Source organism: Sphingomonas sp. EU05-FHT14C10 (genome assembly GCF_058790595.1).
Map to the genome: position 1 here is coordinate 1 of NZ_JBYTEN010000028.1, position 21,576 is coordinate 21,576.

A 21,576-nucleotide genomic window follows, 5' to 3' on the forward strand; every position below is an offset into this window, starting at 1 on the left:
TTCGGACCCTCAAGATCCAGCTCAACAACCTCCAATGGACGCTTCGCCTCAAACGCTACCGCCGCTCTCGTCTTCATAAAACTCCACCTTGAGGGTCGGGCGTCGCCGCAGCGACGCCCGCTTTTCAGTTGTCAGAAACGCTGGCCGACCTTGAGGCCGAATATCTGCGGCTTGATCGGGTAAACGCGATAATAGGGGCCGCAGAAGGCGGGGGCGCACGCCGTGTTCCGGCTCAGTTCGCCGCGTTCGTCGAAGGCGTTCTGGATATAGAGCTGGAACGTGGTCTGGCCGAACTGCCCGCCGACCGCAAAATCGGCCGTGGTGAAGGCCGGCGTCGGCCCGACGGCGTCATATTCGAGATTGGTCAGGAAGGTGCGGGTATTGCTCTGATGCAGCACCGTCCCCTGCACATAGGCCTTCACGTCGCCGACCAGGAAATTGTAGCGCGCGGTCGCCGTGCCCTTGAAGCGCGGCTGGATCGGCAACCGCGTACCCTTGGGCGCGGCCGGCGGAACGCCAGGATCGCAGACACTGTTGCCCGTCTCGTCGACCTGGCAGAAATTGGTGGTCAGCTTCGCGTCGACATAGGTCGCCGATCCCGAAAGCTGGAATCCGCCCAGCCGCCAGTCGAAATCGGCCTCTGCGCCGTGTACCCGCGCGTCGCCGGCATTGTAGATGTTGGTGACGCCCGCCTGCCCGATCGGGCTGAGGCCGAACTGCAGCTTCTTCCACTTCTCGATGAAGACCGCGCCGCCGATGTTGAGCGTGTTGTTGAGCCAGCTCGTCTTCCAGCCGATCTCGTAATTGTCGAGCGTGTCGGCCTTGTAGGCGTCGACGCCCTGCCGGCGGTTGAGGCCGCCCGGCCGATAGCCGGTCGAATAGGTCGCGTAGATCATCTTGCCCGGCGCGAACTTCCACGACAGCGTCGCCTTGTGCGTCTCGCCGGAATCGTCGAACTTGCCGTCGATATTGGTGCAGGGCCGATCGGTCGCCGTCGTCGCCAGGCAGCTCGGATCCGCGGCATTATAGGCAAAGCCCGAGAAACCGACCTGCGTATTCTTGGTCATGAAGCCGCGAATGCCGAGGTCGAGCGTCAGCTTCGGGGTGATGTCGAACGCCGCATCGGCGAAGGCCGCATAATCGCGGTCGACGCGACGCGTGCGCGTGCGGAACGTGGAATCGCCGAAACCGGGAATCGGCGTCGGATAGTAGAATCCGTCCTGCGGAATCTGGGAGATGCCGGGGATGACATAGTCCGCCTGGATATAGTCGGTCTGACGCCCGTAGAAGAGCCCCGCCGTCAGCCGCAGCCGCTCGCTCGCCGGCGACGAGATGCGCAGCTCATGCGTCTGCTTCGTATAGCGGTCGGCGAGATACTGGTAGGTCGTGGGGTCGAGGAAGCCGCCGTCGCCCGTCGGGAAATAGGTATAGTAGAAGCTGCCCTGATGCGAGCCGCCGTCATAGGCGACGGTGTAATAGCTATAGTCGGTCTGGTTCTCGGTCTTCCGCTCGAAATAGCCGCCGGCATAGGTGATATCCCAGTCGGACAGCTTGCCCTGGATGGTCAGCGCGGCCTGATACCAGCGATCCTTGTTGATGTCGGGCGTGAAGTCATGGACCTTCAGGTCGCCCGCGCGCGGATCATAGAGGAAATTGCCGTGCGCGACCTGGCGCTGGTAGATGAACGCCGGCATCACCGTCCAGTCGTCGGACAGGTCGAGCTTCAGCGCCGCGCGTCCGCCATAGGTATCGACATCGTTGAAATTCTTTTTGACGAACTTGTCGTTGTTGATCGTGACGTTGGTCGAGGGATCGTCGTCGTTGAGCGTGTAGGTGCGGGTCGCCGGCGTATTGTCGATATAGCCGCCGTCATGCTCGTAGAATCCGACGAGGCGGATCGCCGCCTTCTCGCCCAGCGGGATGTTGACGAAGGCCTCGGCGGTGCCGCCTGCGGCGCCCTTGCCGAACTTGTTGGCGTCGAGATCGATGCCGGCCGAAAATTTGCTGGCGTCGGGCTTGTTGGTGATCAGGCGGAGCGTGCCCGAAAGCGAGCTCGCGCCGTAGAGCGTGCCCTGCGGGCCTGACAGCGCCTCGACGCGCTCCATGTCATAGACGTGGAAGTCGACGTTGCTGGCGATGGTGGTGAGCGGAATCTCATCGAGATAGAGGCCGCTCGCCGGGGCTGAGCCGCCGTGGAGGCCGTCGCCGCCGCTGGTCACGCCGCGGAAGTAGATCTGGCTCTGGCTCGGGCCGAAGGACTGGAAGCTGACGCTGGGCAGCAGCTTGGCATAGTCGTCGAAGCTCTGCACCTGATGCTGCTCGAGCGTCGCATTGCCCAGGGCCTGGATGCTCAGCGGAACGTCTTGCAGGCGCTCGGCACGCTTTGTCGCTGTGACAACGATGTCACTCGAAGACGAAAAATCAGGCGCCTGTTGCTGGGCAAACGCCGTCCCGCTTCCCGCCAATGCGGTCGACCCCAGCATGACGCCGGCAAACCGCCAAAGCCCCGATCCACGACCATTTTTACATCGCATCGCCTGACCCCTTTGTCGTCGAGAGAACCGCCCCGGATTTTTCAGAATTATGACTCATGCTCCCACGCGACTAGACAGTCGTCAAGCATTATTATCCATCTGTCCAACAACTCCGGATCAGGCTCGCCCGGGGCAGGAAATCGTCGGTCCCCGCCCTCCCGCGCACCGGCAGGCGGCCGATTTTCCCTTGTAACTTCATCGCAATACCCGTTGCGCCAAAGCGTCACATCACACTGGCACTAGCCGGCCGACCAAACCGGGTTGCACGGGGAAACCAAATGTTCCGTAGATTTTCGACCGCCGCACTGCTGGCGGCGAGCTGTAGCGTTCTCGCCTTTCATACGGCTGCGATGGCGGCCGACGCCCTGCCCCCGGTGCCGGACCCCGGCGAGAATGAAGAAATTCTGGTCACCGCCCAGAAGATCGAGCAGCGGCTGGTCGACGTGCCGATCACCATCTCGGTGATGACCAACGATCGCATGCGCACGCTGGGCGTCAACGATCTCGACGAACTGTCCAACTATGTCCCCGGCCTCAACATCCAGGAACAGAGCGCCAACAATCCTGGCATCGTCATCCGCGGCATCACGTCGGACAGCGGATCGGCGCAGCAGGCCGCGCGCGTCACGCTCTATTATAACGGCGTCGACATTTCGCGTTCGCGCGGCGCCTATCAGGGCGTCTACGACCTCGACCGGATCGAAGTGGTGAAGGGTCCGCAGGCGACACTGTTCGGCACCGCCGCGACCGTCGGCGCGATCAGCATCGTCTCCGCCCGTCCCAGGCCCGGCCTGTCGGCGAGCCTGACCGGCGGCATCGGCAATTACGACCAGCGGCTGCTGAGCGGCTATCTCAATGCCGGCTCGGACGTGATCGCCGGCCGCGTCGCCTTTGAATGGAAGAAGCGCGACGGCTATGTGAAGAATTTCGCGCCCGATCAGCGCGATCTCAACGGGCAGGACGAAGTCGGCGTGCGCGGCTCGCTCCGCTTCACCCCGTCGAGCGATTTCACCGCCGACCTGATCTTCACCTATGATCGCGAACAAAATCCCGGCACCGCCTTCATCAGCAAGCGCCTGCCACCCGCGTCGGTCAGCGGCACCATCTACGACGGCGCGTGGCTCGGCGGCTCGCCTTATTCGGAACAGGCACTGGGCGCCCCGAGGCTCGGGCTCGATCGCCATGTCTATGACGGCAATCTGACGCTCAACTGGAACATGGGCGACGGGTGGAGCTTCACCACCGTCAACGGCTACCGCAAGTTCGACTCGCTCGAGATTTTCGATGCCGACGGCTCGCGCGCCTGGTTCCTCGAATTCGCCGAGAATGCGAAAGGCTGGCAGTTCAACCATGAAAGCCGCTTCGCTTACGCGGCCGACAAGTTCCGCGGTTCGTTCGGCTGGAATTTCTTCACCGAGAAGGGCGATCAATATGTCCCCTTCTCGTCGGAGGAAGGCACCTTCCTGCAATGTGCGGCGAATGTGATCCCCGGCCTCGGCTGCATCGCGGCCGACGGCACCGTCACTGCTTCTCGCGCCACCGCGCTGCTCACCCGCGGGCTGGCAACCGTCCTCCCCTACAGCGGCTGGTTCGAGAATAAGGGCAACAACCAGAGCTATTCGATGTTCGCCGATGGCACCTGGCTGCCCGTCGAGCAGCTCGAGCTCACCGCCGGCGTCCGCGTCCTCATCGAGCAGCGCCGTTCGGGCTATGCCTCCTATGCGCCGAAATCGGTGCTGACCGGCGGCCCGCTCATCCCGTCGCAGGTGACGACCAACGGCAATTTCTTCTGGGCGCAGCGTTCCTACGCGGCCGTGCTGCCGCGCTTCAACGCGCTCTATCACCTGACGCCCGACGTCAGCCTCTATGCGACCGTCTCCAAAGGCCGGCGCTCGCCGACCGTCGACGTCTCGGCCGCCGCTTCGGCGGGCGGCGCGGTCGCTGCGGTGAACCTGATCCCCGAGGAAAATGTCTGGAACTATGAAGGCGGCATCAAGGGCCGCGTCGGCATCTTTTCGGGTTCGCTCGGCGTCTATTACCAGAAGTACGACAATTTCCAGGTCAGCGTCCGGCGCGACGACGGCTCGACCGTCACCGAAAGCGCCGGCTCGGCAAGCAATCTCGGCGTCGAGGCGGAGCTGGAGGCGCGGTTCACCAACTGGTTCCGCGCCTTCGGCAATGTCGGCTTCATAGACGGCGGCATCGACGACAAGCCGTCCAACGGGCGCTTCGCCGGCAACCAGTTCCGCCTCCAGCCGCGCTGGCAGGCCTCGGCCGGCTTCACGATCAATGCGCCGCTGGGCAACGCCATGCGCGTCTTTGCGACGCCCAGCGTCACCTATCGCAGTCGCATCTATTTCGAGCTGCCCAACACGCCCGCGATCAGCCAGGACAAGGTGACGCTCGCCAATGTCCGCGCAGGCCTGTCCTTCGCCGACGACCGCTATGAAGTCTCGGCCTTTGCGCGCAACCTGTTCAACCGGCATTATCTGCTTGATGCGGGCAACACCGGGGGGTCATTCGGCTACCCCACCTTCATCCCCGCCGAGCCGCGCCTCTACGGCGTTCAGCTCAGCGCGCGTTTCTGACCCCGGGAGAGGACGAACGCCATGACCTTCCATATCGACCGCCGCCTTCTTCTGAAAGCCGGCGCCTTCGGCATCGCTGCGCTTGCCACGCCCGGCGCCGCGCAACTGCTTGCCGCGCGCGGCTTCACCCACGGCGTCGCGAGCGGCGAGCCGGGGCCTCGCTCGGTGCTGCTCTGGATCCGCTATGTCGGATCGGGCGACACGAAGCTGCGCTGCGAGGTTGCCGAGACCGACGCCTTCACCCGCATCGTCTCGGGTGGCGACGTCGTGGCGAGCGGCGAGCATGATCATTGCGCGAAGCTGGTCGTCAACGGCCTCCAGCCCGATCGCTGGTATCATTACCGCTTCATCGCGCCCGACGGCACGATCAGCGAGATCGGCCGCACCCGCACGCTGCCCACCGGCAACGTGAAGCGCTTCGGCATCGGGCTCTTTTCCTGCTCGAACATGCCCTTCGGCTATTTCAACGCCTATGCGCATGCCGCCGAACGCAGCGACCTCGATCTGATGATCCATGTCGGCGACTATCTCTACGAATATGGCCCCGGCACTTACCCTGAAAAGGCCGTCCCCGGGCGCGAGGTCCAGCCGCCCAACGAGATGGTGACGCTTGCCGATTACCGGCTGCGCTACGCCGCCTATCGCGCCGACCCCGATCTGCGCCGCCTCCACCAGCAATTCCCGATGATCGCGCAGTGGGACGATCACGAGTTCGCCAACGATGCCTGGCAGGGCGGCGCGGAAAATCACGATCCCGCGAAGGAAGGCCCCTGGTCGGTGCGCAAGGCGGCGGCCGAGCGCGTCTATGACGAATGGATGCCCGTCTCCGGCCAGCGCTGGAACAGTTTCCAGATCGGCTCGCTCGCGACGATCTTCCGCCCCGAAACGCGCATCACCGCGCGCACCAAGCAGCTCGAGCTGGCCGAGGCGCTCGCCGGGCGCGGCGATCTCATGCAGGCCCTCGTCGCCTTCCGCGATGGCCCCTGGCAGGCCGCCGACCGCACGCTCATGGGCGCCGAGCAGGAAGCATGGCTGAACGACGGCCTCGGCAAGTCGGTGAAGGCCGGCACGCGCTGGCAGGTGCTGGCGCAGGAAATCGTCATGGCCCCCGTCCGCTTCCCCGAAGCCGCGCTCAGTTGGTTCCCCGCGGACGGCCCGCCCAAGGCCCGGCAGGTTGCGATGGCCGGCGTCGCGGCCGCCAAGGTCGGCCTGCCCTTCAACTTCGATTCGTGGGACGGCTATCCTGCGGCCCGTGCAAGACTGCTCGATGCCGCGCTCGAAAGCGGCAGCAATCTCGTCGTCCTGTCGGGCGACAGCCACAATGCCTGGGGCAACAACCTATCGCAGGGCGGGCGCCCTGCGGGCGTCGAGTTCGCCGGCCATTCGGTGACCTCGCCGGGTTTCGAGGCTTATGTGCCCCAAACCGCCCCGGCCGATGTCGCCAAAGCACTCCAGACCACCAATCCCGACATCATCTTCTCCGACACCAGCAAGCGCGGCTATGTCTCGCTCCAGCTGACGGCGGACAAGGTCCATGGCGAATGGCATTTCATGGACACGATCCTCACCCGCTCGACCAGCGGCGTGACGAGCAAGGCGCTCGACGTGCGCTGGGGCGAGCGCCGCTTCGCCAGCGCCTGATCCCCGTCCCTGACATCCGCACCAGCCCCCGTCATTGCGAGCGAAGCGAAGCAATCCAGACCGATACCGGACATCGCCCTGGATTGCTTCGTCGGCTCCACCTCCTCGCAATGACAGGGCATTCCCTTTCGAGCGACCTTGCAACTTTCCGGCGCGCGGTCTTAGCTTTGGCTTCACCGCCGCCGGAAAGCCCATCATGACCCCGAACGCCTCGCCATGCTGATCGGCCCGCTCAAGCTCAAGGCGCAGATCTATTGCGGCAGCGAGATCGCGATGGGGCCGGGCAAGGCCGATCTGCTCGAGGCGATCGCGCGCGACGGATCGATATCCGGCGCCGGGCGGACGCTCGGCATGAGCTATCGCCGCGCCTGGCTGCTCGTCGATGCGATGAACCGTTGCTGGGCGCAGCGGCTGGTCGAGACCTCACCCGGCGGCGCGCGCAACCGCGGCGCGCGGCTCACCGAATTCGGCGCGCGCATCCTCGCCCTCTACCGCGCGATCGAGCGCGACATGGACAAGGCGCTCGAAGACGGACCGCTGGCCGAGTTGCAGAGCCTGCTCCGCGCCATGCCGGAGCCGCCGCATTACAACGTCCGCCCGCACGCGGAGTCCGGCAAGGCATAGCGCCTGTCCGACACGAAGGTCCGGTCGGTCATCGCATCGAGAAAGGCGACGATGGCCGCCATCTGCCCCGTATCGAGCCGGACGCCCCGATGCCGCGCGATCGCCTCGCCCGGCGTCGCCGCCGACCCGTCATGGAGATAGGGCGCAGTCAGCGCAACATTGCGCAGCATCGGCGTCCGGAAATGCCCGTCGTCGCTGGCCTTGCCCGTCACCGCGCCCAATCCCTTGTCCCGCCCCACGGCTTCGATTGCATGGAAGCGCCCGTCGCTCATGTCCGGCCCGGCATGGCAAGAAGCACAATTGCGCGCGAATAGGACTCCTCCCTGCCGCTGCGCCGGCGTCAGCGCATCGCGCATGCCGCGCCGCCAATGGTCGATCGGCGCATCGTCCGAAATCAGGCTGCGCTCGAAGGCGGCGATCGCGCGCGCAACGGTCGTCATGTCGATCCGACCGCCCATGTCGGGAAAAGCGGCCCGGAACATCTCGACGTAACAGCTATCCCGCCCCAGCCGCCGCGCGATCTCCGGCTCCTGCCCCTTCATCCCCATTTCGACCGGATCGTCGCCGAGCACGGGGATCGAGACCTGCGCTTCCAGCGTCCGCACGCGCGGATCGCCCCAGGTCAGGCTGCGCGCACGCACGACATTGGCCAGCCCCGGCGCGTTGCGCCTGCCCGGCTCGCCATGCACGCCGGGATGCGTCGCCACGCTGTCCGCAAAGCCGTGGCGCTGCACATGGCAGGAGGAACAGGCCATGCTCCCGTCCGCCGACAGATCGGCGTCATAGAAAAGCCGCCGCCCCAATTCGATCCGGGCCGCCTCAGCATTTCCGCCGGACACGCCCTTCCCCGCCGCGACGAGCAGCCCGGCGCAAGCCAGCAACAGGCAGAGGCGCGTCAGCACCGGCATCGCGGTCAGGGCAGCCGCGCGACCATCACCGGCAATGCGGCCGATCCATTCCCCACGATCTGGAGCACATAGGTTCCGGGCTGGAGCGCGAAGTCCACCATCTTGCGCACGCCCGAGCAGGCCGGCCCGCGCCCGTGCGCGACCGACGTCATCGCCTGCCCGTCACGCACCACGTCGATCCACGCCGCCGATCCCAGCGCGACGCGGTATGTCCCCCCTTCGGGCACCACAAAGGCGACCATGCCACCATGGCTCACCGATCCGCCCGGCCGCTCGGGGCGCAGCGCATAGCTGACCTCGGGCGTCGGGCGCAGCGCCAGGTCGACGCCCCTGCCCGGCGTCAATGTCGCAGCCCCCAGATCATCCGCCTTGGCGCCCGCTGCAAGCGCCGCGCGCTGCGCCCATCCGGCAAGCGGCGCAGGCAGCGGCTGAGCGTCGCGCGGGCAGACGGGCTCGGCTTCCTGCGCCATCGCCGCCGCACCGGGAAGCGCCATGAAAGCCAGCAATGCCGCGCGGATCGGAAAGGTCATGAAAACTCCCTCATTATATCCCACTGGATATTGCGACCTATATTCTGCCATATACGGCCCGAAAGACCATCGGCAATTGCCGGGACAAAGGGGTTCTCATGCGTTTCATTCTCCTCGCGACCGCCTGCTCGGCGGCGCTTTCCGCGATTCCGGCTCGCGCCCAGCAAGCTCAGGACCAGAGCGACGCGCGCTTCGGCCTCGGCGAGATCGTCGTCACCGGACAGCGCGGCGCGGGGCTTTCGGTCGGCAGCGATACGCTTGGCCAGGATGCGATCTTCACCTTCAACCGCAACACGCTCGACGATGCGGCCAGCCTGATTCCCGGCGTGACTGCGGGCAATAGCGGCGGCTCGCGCAACGAACGCCTGTTGTTCGTGCGCGGCTTCGATCGCTTTCAGGTGCCGCTGTCGATCGACGGCATCCGCGTCTATCTGCCTGCCGACAACCGGCTCGACTATGGCCGCTTCCTCACACCGGACATTGCCGAGATTCAGGTCGCGAAGGGCTATGCCTCGGTGCTCGACGGCCCCGGCGGCATGGGCGGCGCGGTCAATCTGGTGACGCGCAAGCCGACCAAGGATCTCGATCTCGAGGTGCGCGGCCAGCTCAACCTCGGCCGCGACGCCGACTATAACGGCTATACGCTGTTCGGGCTTGTCGGCACCAAGCACGACAAATGGTATGCGCAGGCCAGCTACGCCCGCAATTTCCAGGATCATTGGGACCTGCCGGGCAGCTTCAAGCCGACCGTGAACGAAAATGGCGGGGACCGGGATTTCAGCCGCACCGAGGATTGGCGCGTCAACGCCAAGATCGGCTTCACGCCCAACGAAACCGACGAATATTCGGTCAGCTACACGCGGCAGGAAGGCTCGAAGAACGCGCCGCTCCACATCACCGACACCAGCAACGTGTCGCTGCGCAACTGGGCATGGCCTTACTGGAACATCCAGAGCGTCTATTTCCTGTCGACGACCGCGCTGGGCGACAATGCGACGCTCAAGACCCGCGTCTATTACAACAAGCTCGACAACCTGCTGCAGTCCTTCGACAATCGCAGCCAGACGACGCAGGCGCTGCCGCGCGCCTTCAATAGCCCCTATCACGACAATGCCTATGGCGGCTCGGCCCAGCTCGACGTTGCGCTCGCGCCGGCCGACATGTTCAGCCTCGCATTCCACTATCGCCGCGACGAGCATAAGGAATCGCAGACCAGCCGGCCCGATCTGCCGACCAGCGTTGCCGAGCCCGTCCAGAAAAGCGCCGAGCGCACCTGGAGCATCGCGGCGCAGAACGTCTTCAACTTCACGCCCGCGCTCAGCCTGACGGTCGGTGGCAGCTTCGACTGGCGCGATCTCGATTCCGCGCAGGAATATGGCGTGCCTCCGGGCGGCAGCGGCGCGAACCGCCTGTTTAGCTACCCGCTCAGCAACGCGTCCGCCTGGAATGCGCAGGGCCGCCTGCAGTGGGCGCCCGACGATGCCACCAGCCTGCACGTCAGCGTCTCGTCACGCGCGCGTTTCCCGACCTTGTTCGAGCGGTTCAGCAGCCAGTTCGGCACCGCCGAGCCCAACCCGGATCTGAAGGCCGAGCGCGCGACCAATGTCGAGGTCGGCGGCAGCCGTACCTTCGGTCCGCTGCATGTCACGGCGGCGGCCTTCTACAGCCACTTGACCGATGCGCTCGTCTCGGTCCGCACCACGGCGAACCTCAACAAGCGCGAAAATCTGGGGTCGGCCAACTATTATGGCGCCGAACTTTCGCTCGACGCGACCATCTCCAGCACGCTGCAGGCAGGCCTCAACTACGGCTACATCCATCGTGACTTCAACGTCGGAACGCCGCCCCCGGGCGGCCTGATCCGGCCGTTCGAGCTCACGGACGTCCCCGGCCACAAGGGCTTCGCCTATGTGACGTGGAAGCCGATCGAGAAGCTCAACTTCACCCCCAGCCTCGATTTCGCGTCGAAGCGCGTGACGGTCACCCCGGCAAGCGCCAACGGCCTCGCGCCCGTCTATTACAAGACCGGCGGCTATGCGACGGCGGGCCTCCGCATCGACTATGACGTGTTGCCGCAGGTCACGCTCAGTGTCGGCGGGCGCAACCTGTTCGACAAATATTATGTGCTGACCGACGGCTTCCCCGAGCCCGGCCGCACGCTCTTCGCCGCCATCCGCGCGCGTTATTGATGTTGCGCGGCACCGGCCCTCTCTCCCATCCAGACTATCCTGAGTAGGAAGTCAGGAGGGGGAGAGGGCCGGTGCCGATCGCGGTTCAGCCCGGCTGAACCGCACGAACAGCCCGCCGGGTCGCGGGTCGCCGGGGCAGGATCGCGCATAAGCCGGCCTGCCCCGGCACAATATCCGAACATATGCGATTCATATGCGATTCATATGCGGGGCCGCACCCCGCGCCGTCGCATTCAAACGGCCACAGGGCCTAATTGCGCCACCGCAGACGAATCGCGCCGCACATCCCGCGGCCGACGCCATGCGGGAGTGTGCAACCATGCAGGATTTTCTCTGGATCCTCCTCGCCCTCGGGCTGGCGGCGGCGACGCTTGCCTACGCCCGGCTGTGCGACAACGCCTGACGGTATCGGCGCCATGACGATCGAACTCTGGCTCGCCGCGATCACCGCCACCGGCCTTCTCATCTATCTCGTCGCCGCCCTCGTGCGGCCCGAACGCTTCTGACAGGGACAACGCCATGACCATCCAGGGGTGGCTCCTCATCATCGCCTTCGTCGGCGTGCTGCTGGCGATCACCAGGCCGCTCGGCCTTTGGCTCCACGCGCTTTACGAGGGGCGGCGCACGCCGCTCCATGCCGTGCTCGGCCCGGTCGAGCGCGGCTTCTACCGGCTTGCGGGTATCGACCCCACCGCCGAGCAGAGCTGGCGCCGCTACGCCGTCCACATGCTGATCTTCAACGTCGCATTGATGGCGCTCACCTATGCCATCCTGCGGCTGCAAGGCGTGCTCCCCTTCAACCCGCTGGGCTATGCGGGGCTTTCGCCCGATCTCGCCTTCAACACGGCGGTCAGCTTCACCACCAACACCAACTGGCAGAGCTATTCGGGTGAATCGACCATGTCGAACCTCAGCCAGATGCTCGGCCTGTCGATCCACAACTTCATGTCGGCAGCGACGGGCATCGCGCTCGCCTTCGCCTTCTTCCGCGGCTTCGCGCGGCGCAGCGCGGCGACGATCGGCAATTTCTGGGCGGACGCCACGCGCGTCACCCTCTACCTGCTGCTGCCGATCTGCATCGTCTACGCGGTCTTCCTGATCGCCAGCGGCGTGCCGCAGACGCTGGCCGGCTCGGTCGACGTCACCACGCTCGAAGGCGCGAAGCAGACGCTCGCCCTCGGCCCCGTCGCCTCGCAGGAAGCGATCAAGATGCTCGGCACCAACGGTGGCGGCTTCTTCAACGCCAACAGCGCGCATCCCTTCGAGAACCCCACGGCGCTGACCAACTTCGTCCAGATGCTGTCGATCTTCGCGATCGGCTTCGCGCTCACCTGGACCTTCGGCAAGGCGGTCGGCAATACCCGCCAGGGCTGGGCGATCCTCGCGGCGATGATCGCGATCTTCCTCGTCGGCGTCGGCGTCACTTACTGGCAGGAAGCGGCGGGCAACCCGATCCTCCACAATCTCGGCGTCGCAGGCGCGAATATGGAGGGCAAGGAAGTCCGCTTCGGTCCCGCCGCCAGCGCACTCTTCGCCGTCGTTACCACGGCGGCCTCGTGCGGCGCGGTCAATGCGATGCACGACAGCTTCACCGCGCTCGGCGGCATGATCCCGCTGTTCAACATCCAGCTCGGCGAAGTCGTGGTCGGCGGCGTCGGCGCGGGCATCTACGGCTTCCTGCTCTTCGCCATCCTCGCGGTGTTCGTCGCCGGGCTGATGGTGGGCCGCACGCCCGAATATGTCGGCAAGAAGATCGAGGGCAAGGAAGTTAAGCTGGCGGTGCTCGCCATCGCCGTGCTGCCGCTGATCATCCTCGGCTTCACCGCCATCGCATCGGTGCTGCCCGCAGGCCTTGCCGGTCCGCTCAACAAGGGACCGCACGGCTTCAGCGAGATTCTCTACGCCTTCACTTCGGCCGTGGGGAATAACGGGTCCGCCTTCGCCGGCCTCACCGCCAACACGCCATTCTACAATGGCATGCTGGGTGTCGCGATGTGGATCGGCCGCTTCTTCGTGATCGTGCCGATGCTGGCGATCGCCGGCAGCCTCGCGGCGAAGAAATATACGCCCGAGACCGCCGGGTCCTTCCCGACCACCGGCCCGCTGTGGACCGGCCTGCTGATCGGCATCGTGCTGATCGTCGGCGGCCTCACTTTCCTGCCCAGCCTCGCGCTCGGCCCGATCGCCGATCATCTCGCGATGATCCGCGGCCAACTCTTCTGATCCAGGGAACCTGTCCGATGGCCCGGTCCAACCAGAAATCAATCTTCACGGCGGAACTGATCGCACCTGCGATCCGCGACGCCTTCCTGAAGCTCGATCCTCGCCAGCTCATCCGCAATCCGGTGATGTTCACCACGGCGGTGGTGGCGAGCCTCCTCACCATCCTGCTCGTCGTCGGGCACGATCCGCTCGGCTTCGGCTTCAAGCTCCAGCTTGTCGTGTGGCTGTGGCTGACCGTGCTGTTCGGCACCTTCGCCGAGGCTTTGGCCGAAGGCCGCGGCAAGGCGCAGGCCGCCGCACTCCGCGCCACCCGCGCCGAGCTCTCGGCAAAGCGCTTGAAGGGCGAAGGCCGCCAGGTCGAGATCGTCCCGGCCAGCCAACTTCGCCTCGGCGATGTCGTGCTGGTCGAGACCAACGACCTGATCCCGGCGGACGGCGAAGTCGTCTCGGGCGTCGCCTCGGTCAACGAGGCCGCGATCACCGGCGAAAGCGCGCCCGTGATCCGCGAGGCGGGCGGCGACCGGTCGGCAGTCACCGCCGGCACGCGCGTCATCTCCGACGAGATTCGCGTCCGCGTCACCGTCGGCCCCGGCCAGGGCTTCCTCGATCGCATGATCGCGCTCGTCGAAGGCGCCGAGCGCCAGAAGACGCCCAACGAGATCGCGCTGACCATCCTGCTCGTCGGCCTGACGATCATCTTCCTGATCGCAGTCGCGACCATTCCCGGCTTCGCCAGCTATGCCGGCGGCTCGGTGCCCGTCGCGATCCTCGCCGCCCTGCTCATCACCCTCATCCCGACGACGATCGCAGCCCTGCTTTCGGCGATCGGCATTGCGGGCATGGACCGGCTGGTTCGCTTCAACGTGCTCGCCAAGTCGGGCCGCGCGGTCGAGGCGGCCGGCGACGTCGATGTGCTGCTGCTCGACAAGACCGGCACGATCACGATCGGCGACCGCCACGCGACCGAGTTCCGCCCCGTCGGCGGCGCGAGCGTGGAGCAGCTTGCCGAGGCCGCGCTCCTCGCCAGCCTCGCCGACGAAACGCCCGAGGGTCGCTCGATCGTCGAACTCGCGCGCTCGGGCTTCGGCCAGACGGTGGCGGCCCTCCCCGCCGGCGCCGAGATCATCCCCTTCACCGCGCAGACTCGCATTTCGGGCGTGAAGATGGACGGATCGGTCATCCAGAAGGGCGCGGTCGACTCCGTGCTCAAGGCCAATCCCGGCCTTGGCGACACCCCCGCCGCGACCGAGCTTCGCCGCATCACCGACGAGATCGGCCGCGCCGGCGGCACCCCGCTCGCCGTCGCCCGCGATGGCCACCTGCTCGGCGCCATCTACCTGAAGGACATCGTCAAGGCGGGCATCCGCGAGCGCTTCGGCGAACTGCGCGCGATGGGCATCCGCACCGTGATGATCACCGGCGACAATCCCCTCACCGCCGCCGCCATCGCGGCCGAGGCTGGTGTCGACGATTTCCTCGCGCAGGCCACGCCCGAGGACAAGCTGGCACTCATCCGCCGCGAACAGCAGGGCGGCAAGCTCGTCGCCATGTGCGGCGACGGCACCAACGACGCCCCCGCGCTCGCGCAGGCCGATGTCGGCGTCGCGATGAACACCGGCACGCAGGCGGCGCGCGAAGCCGGCAACATGGTCGATCTCGACAGCGATCCGACCAAGCTGATCGAGGTCGTCGGCCTCGGCAAGCAGTTGCTGATGACGCGCGGCGCGCTGACCACCTTCTCGGTCGCCAACGACGTCGCCAAATATTTCGCGATCATCCCGGCGATGTTCGTCGCGCTCTATCCGGGGCTGTCGGTGCTCAACGTCATGGGTCTCGGTACGCCGGAAAGCGCGATCCTGTCGGCGATCATCTTCAACGCGCTGATCATCCCGCTGCTCGTGCCGCTCGCGCTGAAGGGCGTCACCTATCGCCCGATGGGTGCCGGCCCGCTGCTCGCACGCAACCTCGCAATCTACGGGCTTGGCGGCCTCGTCGCGCCCTTCGTCGGCATCAAGCTGATCGATCTGGCGGTGAACGGGCTGGGCCTGGCCTGAGGAGAATGACGATGACCAAGGATATATTGACCGCACTTCGCCCGGCGATCGTGCTGACCATCCTCTTTTCGCTGCTGCTCGGCATCGCCTACCCACTGGCGCTGACCGGTATCGGCCAGGGGCTGTTCCCCGGCCAGGCCAATGGCAGCCTGATCGTCGCGAACGGCAAGCCCATCGGCTCCGCGCTGATCGGCCAGGGCTTCGCGAGCGACCGCTATTTCGCCTCGCGCCCCTCGGCCGCCGGCAAGGGCTATGACGGGCTGGCTTCGTCGGGCTCCAATCTCGGCCCGGCCGCGCAGGCACTCACCGATCGCGTGAAGGGCGACGTGGCGAAGCTGGAAGCAACCGGCGCGGGCGCGCCGCCGGTCGATCTCGTGACCACCTCGGCATCGGGCCTCGATCCGGACATCAGCCCGGCGGCCGCCTATTATCAGGTCGCCCGTGTCGCCAGGGCGCGCGACCTTCCCGAAGCCGCGGTCCATGCGCTCGTCGAACGCGCGGTGGAGCGTCCGCTCCTCCCCATCCTCGGCGATGCGCACGTCAATGTCCTCGCGCTCAACCTCGCGCTGGACCGGCTCGCCGCCAACGCCGGCAAATGATCGCGCGGGGGGATCGCCCGAACGGCATTTCTCCGTCCGGCGATGCCCCCGCCCTCTTGTCCCGAGTCGATGTTAGCGCTAACTTTCCGTCTTCGAGACGCCTGCAGGCGCGGAGTCGGAGAGGAGTGAACATGATTCATCGTGGTTGGTTGGTCGCTGGCGGAGCTTTGCTCGCCGCCGGTTCGGCTTCGGTCATGGCGCAGGTTTCGCCCGATGGCCGCCACTATCTCTCCCAGCCGCTCGTCACCTCGATCTTCACCGCCGATCCCTCGGCGCACGTCTTCAATGGCAAGATCTACGTCTATCCCAGCCACGATATCGACGCGGGAATCCCCGACGACGATCTCGGCAACCAATATGCGATGCGCGACTATCGCGTGCTCGAGATGGACAAGATCGGCGGCAAGGTGAAGGTCGGCCCCGTCGCGCTCGACGTGAAGCAGGTGCCCTGGGCCGGCAAGCAGATGTGGGCGCCCGACGCCGCCTACAAGAACGGCACCTATTATCTCTATTTCCCGGCGAAGGATAAGGACGGCGTCTTCCACATCGGCGTCGCGACATCCAAGTCGCCGATGGGCCCGTTCAAGGCCGAGCCCAAGCCGATCCCCGGCAGCTTCTCGATCGACCCCGCCGTGTTCACCGATGCGGATGGCAAGAGCTATATCTATTTCGGCGGCATCTGGGGCGGCCAGCTCCAGAAATGGGCGACCGGCAAATATGATCCGTCGATCGGCGAAACCGATCTGAAGCAGGACGATCAGCCCGCGCTCAGCGCCAAGGTCGCGCTGCTCTCGCCTGACATGAAGAGCTTTGCCGAGGCCCCGCGCGACGTCGTGATCCTCGACGAAGCCGGCAAGCCTTTGCTCGGCGGCGATCATGATCGCCGCTTCTTCGAGGCATCGTGGCTCTACAAGCGCGACGGCAAATATTATTTCACCTATTCGACCGGCGACACGCATTTCCTCGCCTATGCCGTCGGCGACAATCCCTACGGCCCCTTCACCTACAAGGGCCATTTCCTGCTGCCCGTGCAGGGCTGGACGACCCACCATTCGATCATCGACTGGGGCGGCAAGACCTGGCTTTTCTATGCCGACACCCAGCTCAGCGGGAAGAATCACCTGCGCAACGTCAAGGTGACCGAGCTTCATTTCAACGCGGACGGCTCGATCCAGACCATCGATCCCTTCGTCAAGTAACGCGGCCTTAGCATGTTTCTCGGCATCGATATCGGCACGTCGGGCGTCAAGGCGGTGGTGCTCGACACGCATGGCGCAGTCGTCGGGCAAGGCGTCGCCGCGCTCACCGTCCAGCGCCCCCAGCCGCTCTGGTCCGAACAGGACCCGGCCGACTGGTGGAAGGCGACGACCGCCGCCGTCCGCTCGATCGACCCCGCGATCCGTCGCGCCGTCCGCGGCGTCGGCATCGCGGGGCAGATGCACGGCGCGACGCTGCTCGGCGCGGACGATCGGCCGATCCGCCCCGCCATCCTGTGGAACGACGGCCGCTCCTTCGCCGAATGTGCGGCGCTTGAGGCGGAGGTTCCCGATCTCCGCGCCATATCGGGCAATATCGCGATGCCCGGCTTCACCGCACCCAAGCTCCGCTGGGTCCGCGATCATGAGCCGGACATCTTCGCGCGGGTCCGCACCGTCCTTCTTCCCAAGGATTATGTCCGGCTGAAGATGACGGGCGAGAAGGCTTCGGACATGTCCGATTCCGCCGGCACGCTCTGGCTCGACGTCGCCGCGCGCGACTGGAGCGAGACGCTGCTTGCCGCCTGCGGCCTGACGAAGGATCAGATGCCCCGCCTCGTCGAGGGCAGCGAGCAGGCAGGCCGCCTCCTCCCCGAAGTCGCCGAGGCCTGGGGCATGGGCGAAGTCCCCGTCGCCGGCGGCGCGGGCGACAATGCGGCGGGCGCCACCGGCGTCGGCGTGGTCAGCGACGGCAAGGCATTGCTCTCGCTCGGCACCTCGGGCGTGATCTTCGTCGCCAATGATCGCTTCCGCCCCAATCCGGCGCGCGCGGTCCACGCCTTCTGCCACTGCCTGCCCGCCATGTGGCACCAGATGTCGGTGCATCTGAGCGCGGCATCGTGCATCGACTGGGTGGCGCGGCTGACGGGTGCGGCGGGCGCCGCCGATCTCTTCGCCCGCGCCGAGGCCGCTGGTCCGGCCAGCGGCCCCGAAATATTCCTGCCCTATCTGTCGGGCGAACGGACGCCGCACAACGACGCGCAGGTGCGCGGCGCCTTCCTCCGCCTCGATAACGACACCACGCCCGATCGGCTGGCGCAGGCCGTGCTCGAAGGCGTGGCCTTCGCGCTCGCCGATGGCCTCGCCGTGCTGCGCGAGGCCGGCACCGAGGTCGCCGAACTCGCGGTGATCGGCGGCGGCGCGCGCTCGCGCTACTGGGGCCAGACGCTCGCCGCCGCGATGGACGTGCCGCTCGTCTATCTCCAGGGCGGCGAAGTCGGCCCCGCGCTCGGCGCCGCCCGCCTCGCCCAGCTTGCCGTCGACGGCGGCAACCCGGCCGAGGTCTGCGTCGCGCCTCCGGTGGCGCATGTCATCGCGCCCGACGCCGCACTCGCCGATCGCCTCGCGCCCAAGCTAGCCGCCTTCCGCGACGCCTATCCCCGCATCACTCCTCTCAATCCCGCCCCTCCCCTCAATCCCGCAAGGAGCGCCTGATGGCCACCGACTATTTCGCCCAGATTCCGCAGATCAGCTACAAAGGCCCCGACAGCGACGACGAGCTTGCCTATCGCTGGTATGACAAGGATCGCGTCGTCCTCGGCAAGCGCATGGAGGATCATCTCCGCTTCGCCGCCTGCTTCTGGCACACCTTCTGCTGGCCGGGCTCGGACGTGTTCGGCGCGGGCACGTTCAACCGCCCCTGGCATCGCGGCGCGAACGACAGCGCGGCCGCCGCCGAGAAGCGCGCGGTCGCCTTCGATTTCTTCACCAAGCTCGACATCCCCTATTATTGCTTCCACGACGTCGATGTGATGGCCGAGGCGCATGATGTCGCCGAGCATCGCCGCTATTTCGCCGAGGCCGTCGACGATCTCGAACGCCTCCAGGCCGCATCGGGGCGCAAGCTGCTCTGGGGCACCGCCAATCTGTTCAGCCACCCGCGCTTCGCCGCCGGCGCCGCGACCAGCCCCGATCCCGAAGTCTATGCCTTCGGCGCGATGCAGGTCCGCGACGCGCTCGAGGCGACCAAGCGCCTCGGCGGCAGCAACTATGTGCTGTGGGGCGGCCGCGAAGGCTATGAGAATCTCGGCAACACCGATCTGAAGCGCGAGCTGGACAATTTCGGCCGCTTCCTCAGCCTCGTCGTCGAGCACAAGCACAAGATCGGCTTCACCGGCACCATCCTGATCGAGCCGAAGCCGCACGAGCCGACCAAGCACCAATATGATTTCGACACCGCGACCGTTTACGGCTTCCTCAAGCGTTACGGCCTCGAGAACGAGGTGCGCGTCAATATCGAGGCAAACCACGCCACGCTCGCCGGCCACACCTTCGAGCATGAGATCGCGACTGCGGCGGCACTCGGCATCTTCGGCTCGATCGACGCCAATCGCGGCGATCACCAGAATGGCTGGGATACCGACCAGTTCCCCAATTCGGTCGAGGAGCTGACGCTGGCGATGGTCGAGATCCTGCGCGCGGGCGGCTTCACCACCGGCGGCTTCAATTTCGACGCCAAGGTCCGCCGCCAGAGCATGGACCCGGTCGACCTCTTCTACGGCCATATCGGCGGCATCGATACGGTGGCGCGCGGCCTGCTCAACGCCGCCGCGATCATCGAGGACGGCCGTCTCGATGCGATCAAGGCCGAGCGCTATGCCGGCTGGACCGGCCCGCTCGGCGAGCAGATCGGCACGCTCGATCTCGCCGGCATCGCCGATCTCGCGGTCGAGAAGGCGTTCGATCCCAAGCCGCGCTCGGGCCGGCAGGAACGGATCGAGAATCTGGTCAACCGCTTCATCTGATGTCAATTGCATGGGGGCGTCCGCCGCTTCGCCTTGCGAGGCCGGCGGGCGCCCCCTATTTTTGCTCAACCTCCCATCCGAAGGAAAATCCCGTGATTGATGGTGCGATTCTGATCGGCGCCGAGGCGCGCCAAGCCGATGCCCGTTTCACTTCGGTGAACCCCGCCACCGGCGAGACGCTGTCGCCCGATTTTTCCTCGGCCGGCGTCGATGCCGTCGCCGAAGCCGCGGCGCTGGCCGATGCCGCCTTCCCCGTCTATGCCGCGACTGATCCCGAGACGCGCGCTGCCTTTCTTGAGACGATCGCCGACAATATCGTCGCCATCGGCGATGCGCTGATCGAGCGTGCCATGGCCGAAAGCGGCCTGCCCCGCCCCCGGCTGGAGGGTGAGCGCGGCCGCACCGTCGGCCAGCTTCGCCTCTTCGCCTCGGTCGTCCGCCAGGGCGACTGGCTCGATGCGACGATCGATCCCGCGCTTCCCGATCGCCAGCCGCTGCCCCGCCCCGATCTCCGCCGCGTCAACATCGCGATCGGCCCGGTCGCCGTCTTCGGCGCATCCAACTTCCCGCTCGCCTTCTCGGTCGCGGGTGGCGACACCGCATCGGCGCTCGCCGCCGGCTGCCCCGTCGTCGTCAAGGGCCACCCCGCGCACCCGGGCACGGGCGAGCTCGTCGCACGAGCCATCGCCGACGCCGTCAAGGCGTCGGGGCTGCCCGCCGGCACCTTCTCCTACCTGCCGGGCGAGACGATCGAGCTTGGCGGCGCGCTCGTCGCCGATCCGCGCATCAAGGCGGTGGGCTTCACCGGTTCGCGCGGCGGCGGCCTCGCGCTGATGCGCATCGCCGCTCAGCGCCCCGAGCCGATCCCGGTTTACGCCGAGATGTCGAGCATCAACCCGGTCATCCTCTTCCCGGCGGCGCTCGCGTCGCGCGGCGCGGCGATGGCGACTGCCTTCGTCGGCTCGCTGACCATGGGCGCGGGCCAGTTCTGCACCAATCCGGGCTTGATCCTCGCGGTCGACGGCCCCGATCTCGACGCCTTTGTCGCGGCCGCCGGCGCGGCGCTCGCCGAAAGCCAGGGCCTGACCATGCTCACCCCCGGCATCCACGCCGCCTTCGAAAAGGGCGTCGCCGCGCTTGAGGGGCATGAGAATGTCCGCACCGTCGCGCGCGGCTGCCCCGCCAAGGGCGTCAACCAGGCCGTCGGCGCGCTGTTCGAGACAGATGCGCAGAGCTTCCTCGCCGATCATGCGCTCGGCAACGAAGTGTTCGGCTCCTCCTCGGTCGTCGTGCGCTGCCGCGATTTCGCCGAGCTCGGTCAGGTGGTCCGCGGCCTCGAAGGCCAGCTCACCGCCACGCTCCAGACCGATCCGGCCGACGAGGCCGAGGCAGCGAAGCTCGTCCCGTTGCTCGCCGAGCGCGTCGGCCGCATCCTTGCGAACGGCTGGCCGACCGGCGTCGAGGTCGCCCCTGCCATGGTGCATGGCGGCCCCTTCCCGGCGACCAGCGACGGCCGCACCACCTCGGTCGGCACGCTCGCTATCTACCGCTTCCTGCGCCCGGTGAGCTTCCAGAGCATGGCGCAGGGGCTCCTGCCTCCCGCCGTTCAGGACGCCAACCCCTGGGGCATCGCGCGCCGGGTCGACGGCAAGCGCGAGGCCTCTCCGCGCTGAGCGGAAAAAAGGG

At 66.5% G+C, this 21,576-nt stretch carries 15 protein-coding genes; 12 read left to right on the top strand and 3 right to left on the bottom strand.

The annotated features are described in order from the left end of the window. Window positions 1-131: 131 nt before the first annotated feature. On the bottom strand, window positions 132-2,534 hold the full coding sequence (locus AC3WT0_RS18465) for a TonB-dependent receptor (RefSeq protein ID WP_492754891.1): 2,403 nt from the start codon (window positions 2,532-2,534) through the stop codon (window positions 132-134). A gap of 278 nt (window positions 2,535-2,812) precedes the next feature. On the opposite strand from AC3WT0_RS18465, the gene AC3WT0_RS18470 reads away from it, so the two are divergent. From AC3WT0_RS18470 to AC3WT0_RS18480, 3 genes are all read left to right on the top strand, one after another. Further along, window positions 2,813-5,122: a TonB-dependent receptor gene (locus tag AC3WT0_RS18470; protein ID WP_492754892.1), complete on the top strand. Its 2,310-nt coding sequence runs from the start codon at window positions 2,813-2,815 to the stop codon at window positions 5,120-5,122. Between the two features lie 21 nt (window positions 5,123-5,143). Further along, on the top strand, window positions 5,144-6,763 hold the full coding sequence (locus AC3WT0_RS18475; RefSeq protein ID WP_492754893.1) for an alkaline phosphatase D family protein: 1,620 nt from the start codon (window positions 5,144-5,146) through the stop codon (window positions 6,761-6,763). Window positions 6,764-6,979: 216 nt separating this feature from the next. After that, window positions 6,980-7,387, top strand: a complete 408-nt coding sequence (locus AC3WT0_RS18480) for a winged helix-turn-helix domain-containing protein (protein WP_492754894.1) — start codon at window positions 6,980-6,982, stop codon at window positions 7,385-7,387. Here the strand turns inward: AC3WT0_RS18480 and AC3WT0_RS18485 are convergent. Further along, window positions 7,348-8,289 (bottom strand): cytochrome-c peroxidase, encoded by a 942-nt coding sequence (locus AC3WT0_RS18485; RefSeq protein ID WP_492754895.1) that lies wholly within the window; start codon window positions 8,287-8,289, stop codon window positions 7,348-7,350. The genes AC3WT0_RS18480 and AC3WT0_RS18485 overlap by 40 nt on opposite strands. Before the next feature lie 11 nt (window positions 8,290-8,300). Next, window positions 8,301-8,825, bottom strand: a complete 525-nt coding sequence (locus tag AC3WT0_RS18490; protein WP_492754896.1) for a homogentisate 1,2-dioxygenase — start codon at window positions 8,823-8,825, stop codon at window positions 8,301-8,303. Between the two features lie 98 nt (window positions 8,826-8,923). Between AC3WT0_RS18490 and AC3WT0_RS18495 the strand changes: the two genes are divergently transcribed. The 9 genes from AC3WT0_RS18495 (at window position 8,924) to AC3WT0_RS18535 (ending at window position 21,563) form a co-directional block, all read left to right on the top strand. Continuing rightward, entirely contained in the window at window positions 8,924-11,014 is a 2,091-nt protein-coding gene (locus AC3WT0_RS18495) for a TonB-dependent receptor plug domain-containing protein (protein WP_492754897.1), read from the top strand. A gap of 416 nt (window positions 11,015-11,430) precedes the next feature. After that, window positions 11,431-11,520 (top strand): K(+)-transporting ATPase subunit F, encoded by a 90-nt coding sequence (gene kdpF / locus AC3WT0_RS18500; RefSeq protein ID WP_492754898.1) that lies wholly within the window; start codon window positions 11,431-11,433, stop codon window positions 11,518-11,520. 13 nt (window positions 11,521-11,533) lie between these two features. Beyond that, window positions 11,534-13,237 carry a potassium-transporting ATPase subunit KdpA gene (gene kdpA, locus AC3WT0_RS18505; RefSeq protein WP_492754899.1) on the top strand — a complete coding sequence of 568 codons (1,704 nt, stop codon included), beginning with the start codon at window positions 11,534-11,536 and terminating at the stop codon, window positions 13,235-13,237. A gap of 17 nt (window positions 13,238-13,254) precedes the next feature. After that, entirely contained in the window at window positions 13,255-15,291 is a 2,037-nt protein-coding gene (kdpB, locus tag AC3WT0_RS18510) for a potassium-transporting ATPase subunit KdpB (protein ID WP_492754900.1), read from the top strand. Between the two features lie 11 nt (window positions 15,292-15,302). Further along, complete coding sequence (gene kdpC, locus AC3WT0_RS18515; protein WP_492754901.1) at window positions 15,303-15,890, top strand: potassium-transporting ATPase subunit KdpC; 588 nt, start codon at window positions 15,303-15,305, stop codon at window positions 15,888-15,890. A gap of 194 nt (window positions 15,891-16,084) precedes the next feature. Then, the gene (locus AC3WT0_RS18520) at window positions 16,085-17,089 is read left to right on the top strand and encodes a glycoside hydrolase family 43 protein (protein ID WP_492754919.1); all 1,005 of its coding nucleotides are present in this window, start codon (window positions 16,085-16,087) and stop codon (window positions 17,087-17,089) included. 12 nt (window positions 17,090-17,101) lie between these two features. Further along, entirely contained in the window at window positions 17,102-18,580 is a 1,479-nt protein-coding gene (gene xylB, locus AC3WT0_RS18525) for a xylulokinase (protein ID WP_492754902.1), read from the top strand. Further along, window positions 18,580-19,890 (top strand): xylose isomerase, encoded by a 1,311-nt coding sequence (gene xylA, locus AC3WT0_RS18530; RefSeq protein WP_492754903.1) that lies wholly within the window; start codon window positions 18,580-18,582, stop codon window positions 19,888-19,890. The genes xylB and xylA overlap by 1 nt, the downstream gene beginning before the upstream one ends. A 92-nt stretch (window positions 19,891-19,982) precedes the next feature. Next, a complete protein-coding gene (locus tag AC3WT0_RS18535; protein WP_492754904.1) occupies window positions 19,983-21,563 on the top strand; it encodes an aldehyde dehydrogenase (NADP(+)) in 1,581 nt (526 codons plus the stop codon). Window positions 21,564-21,576 lie beyond the last annotated feature (13 nt).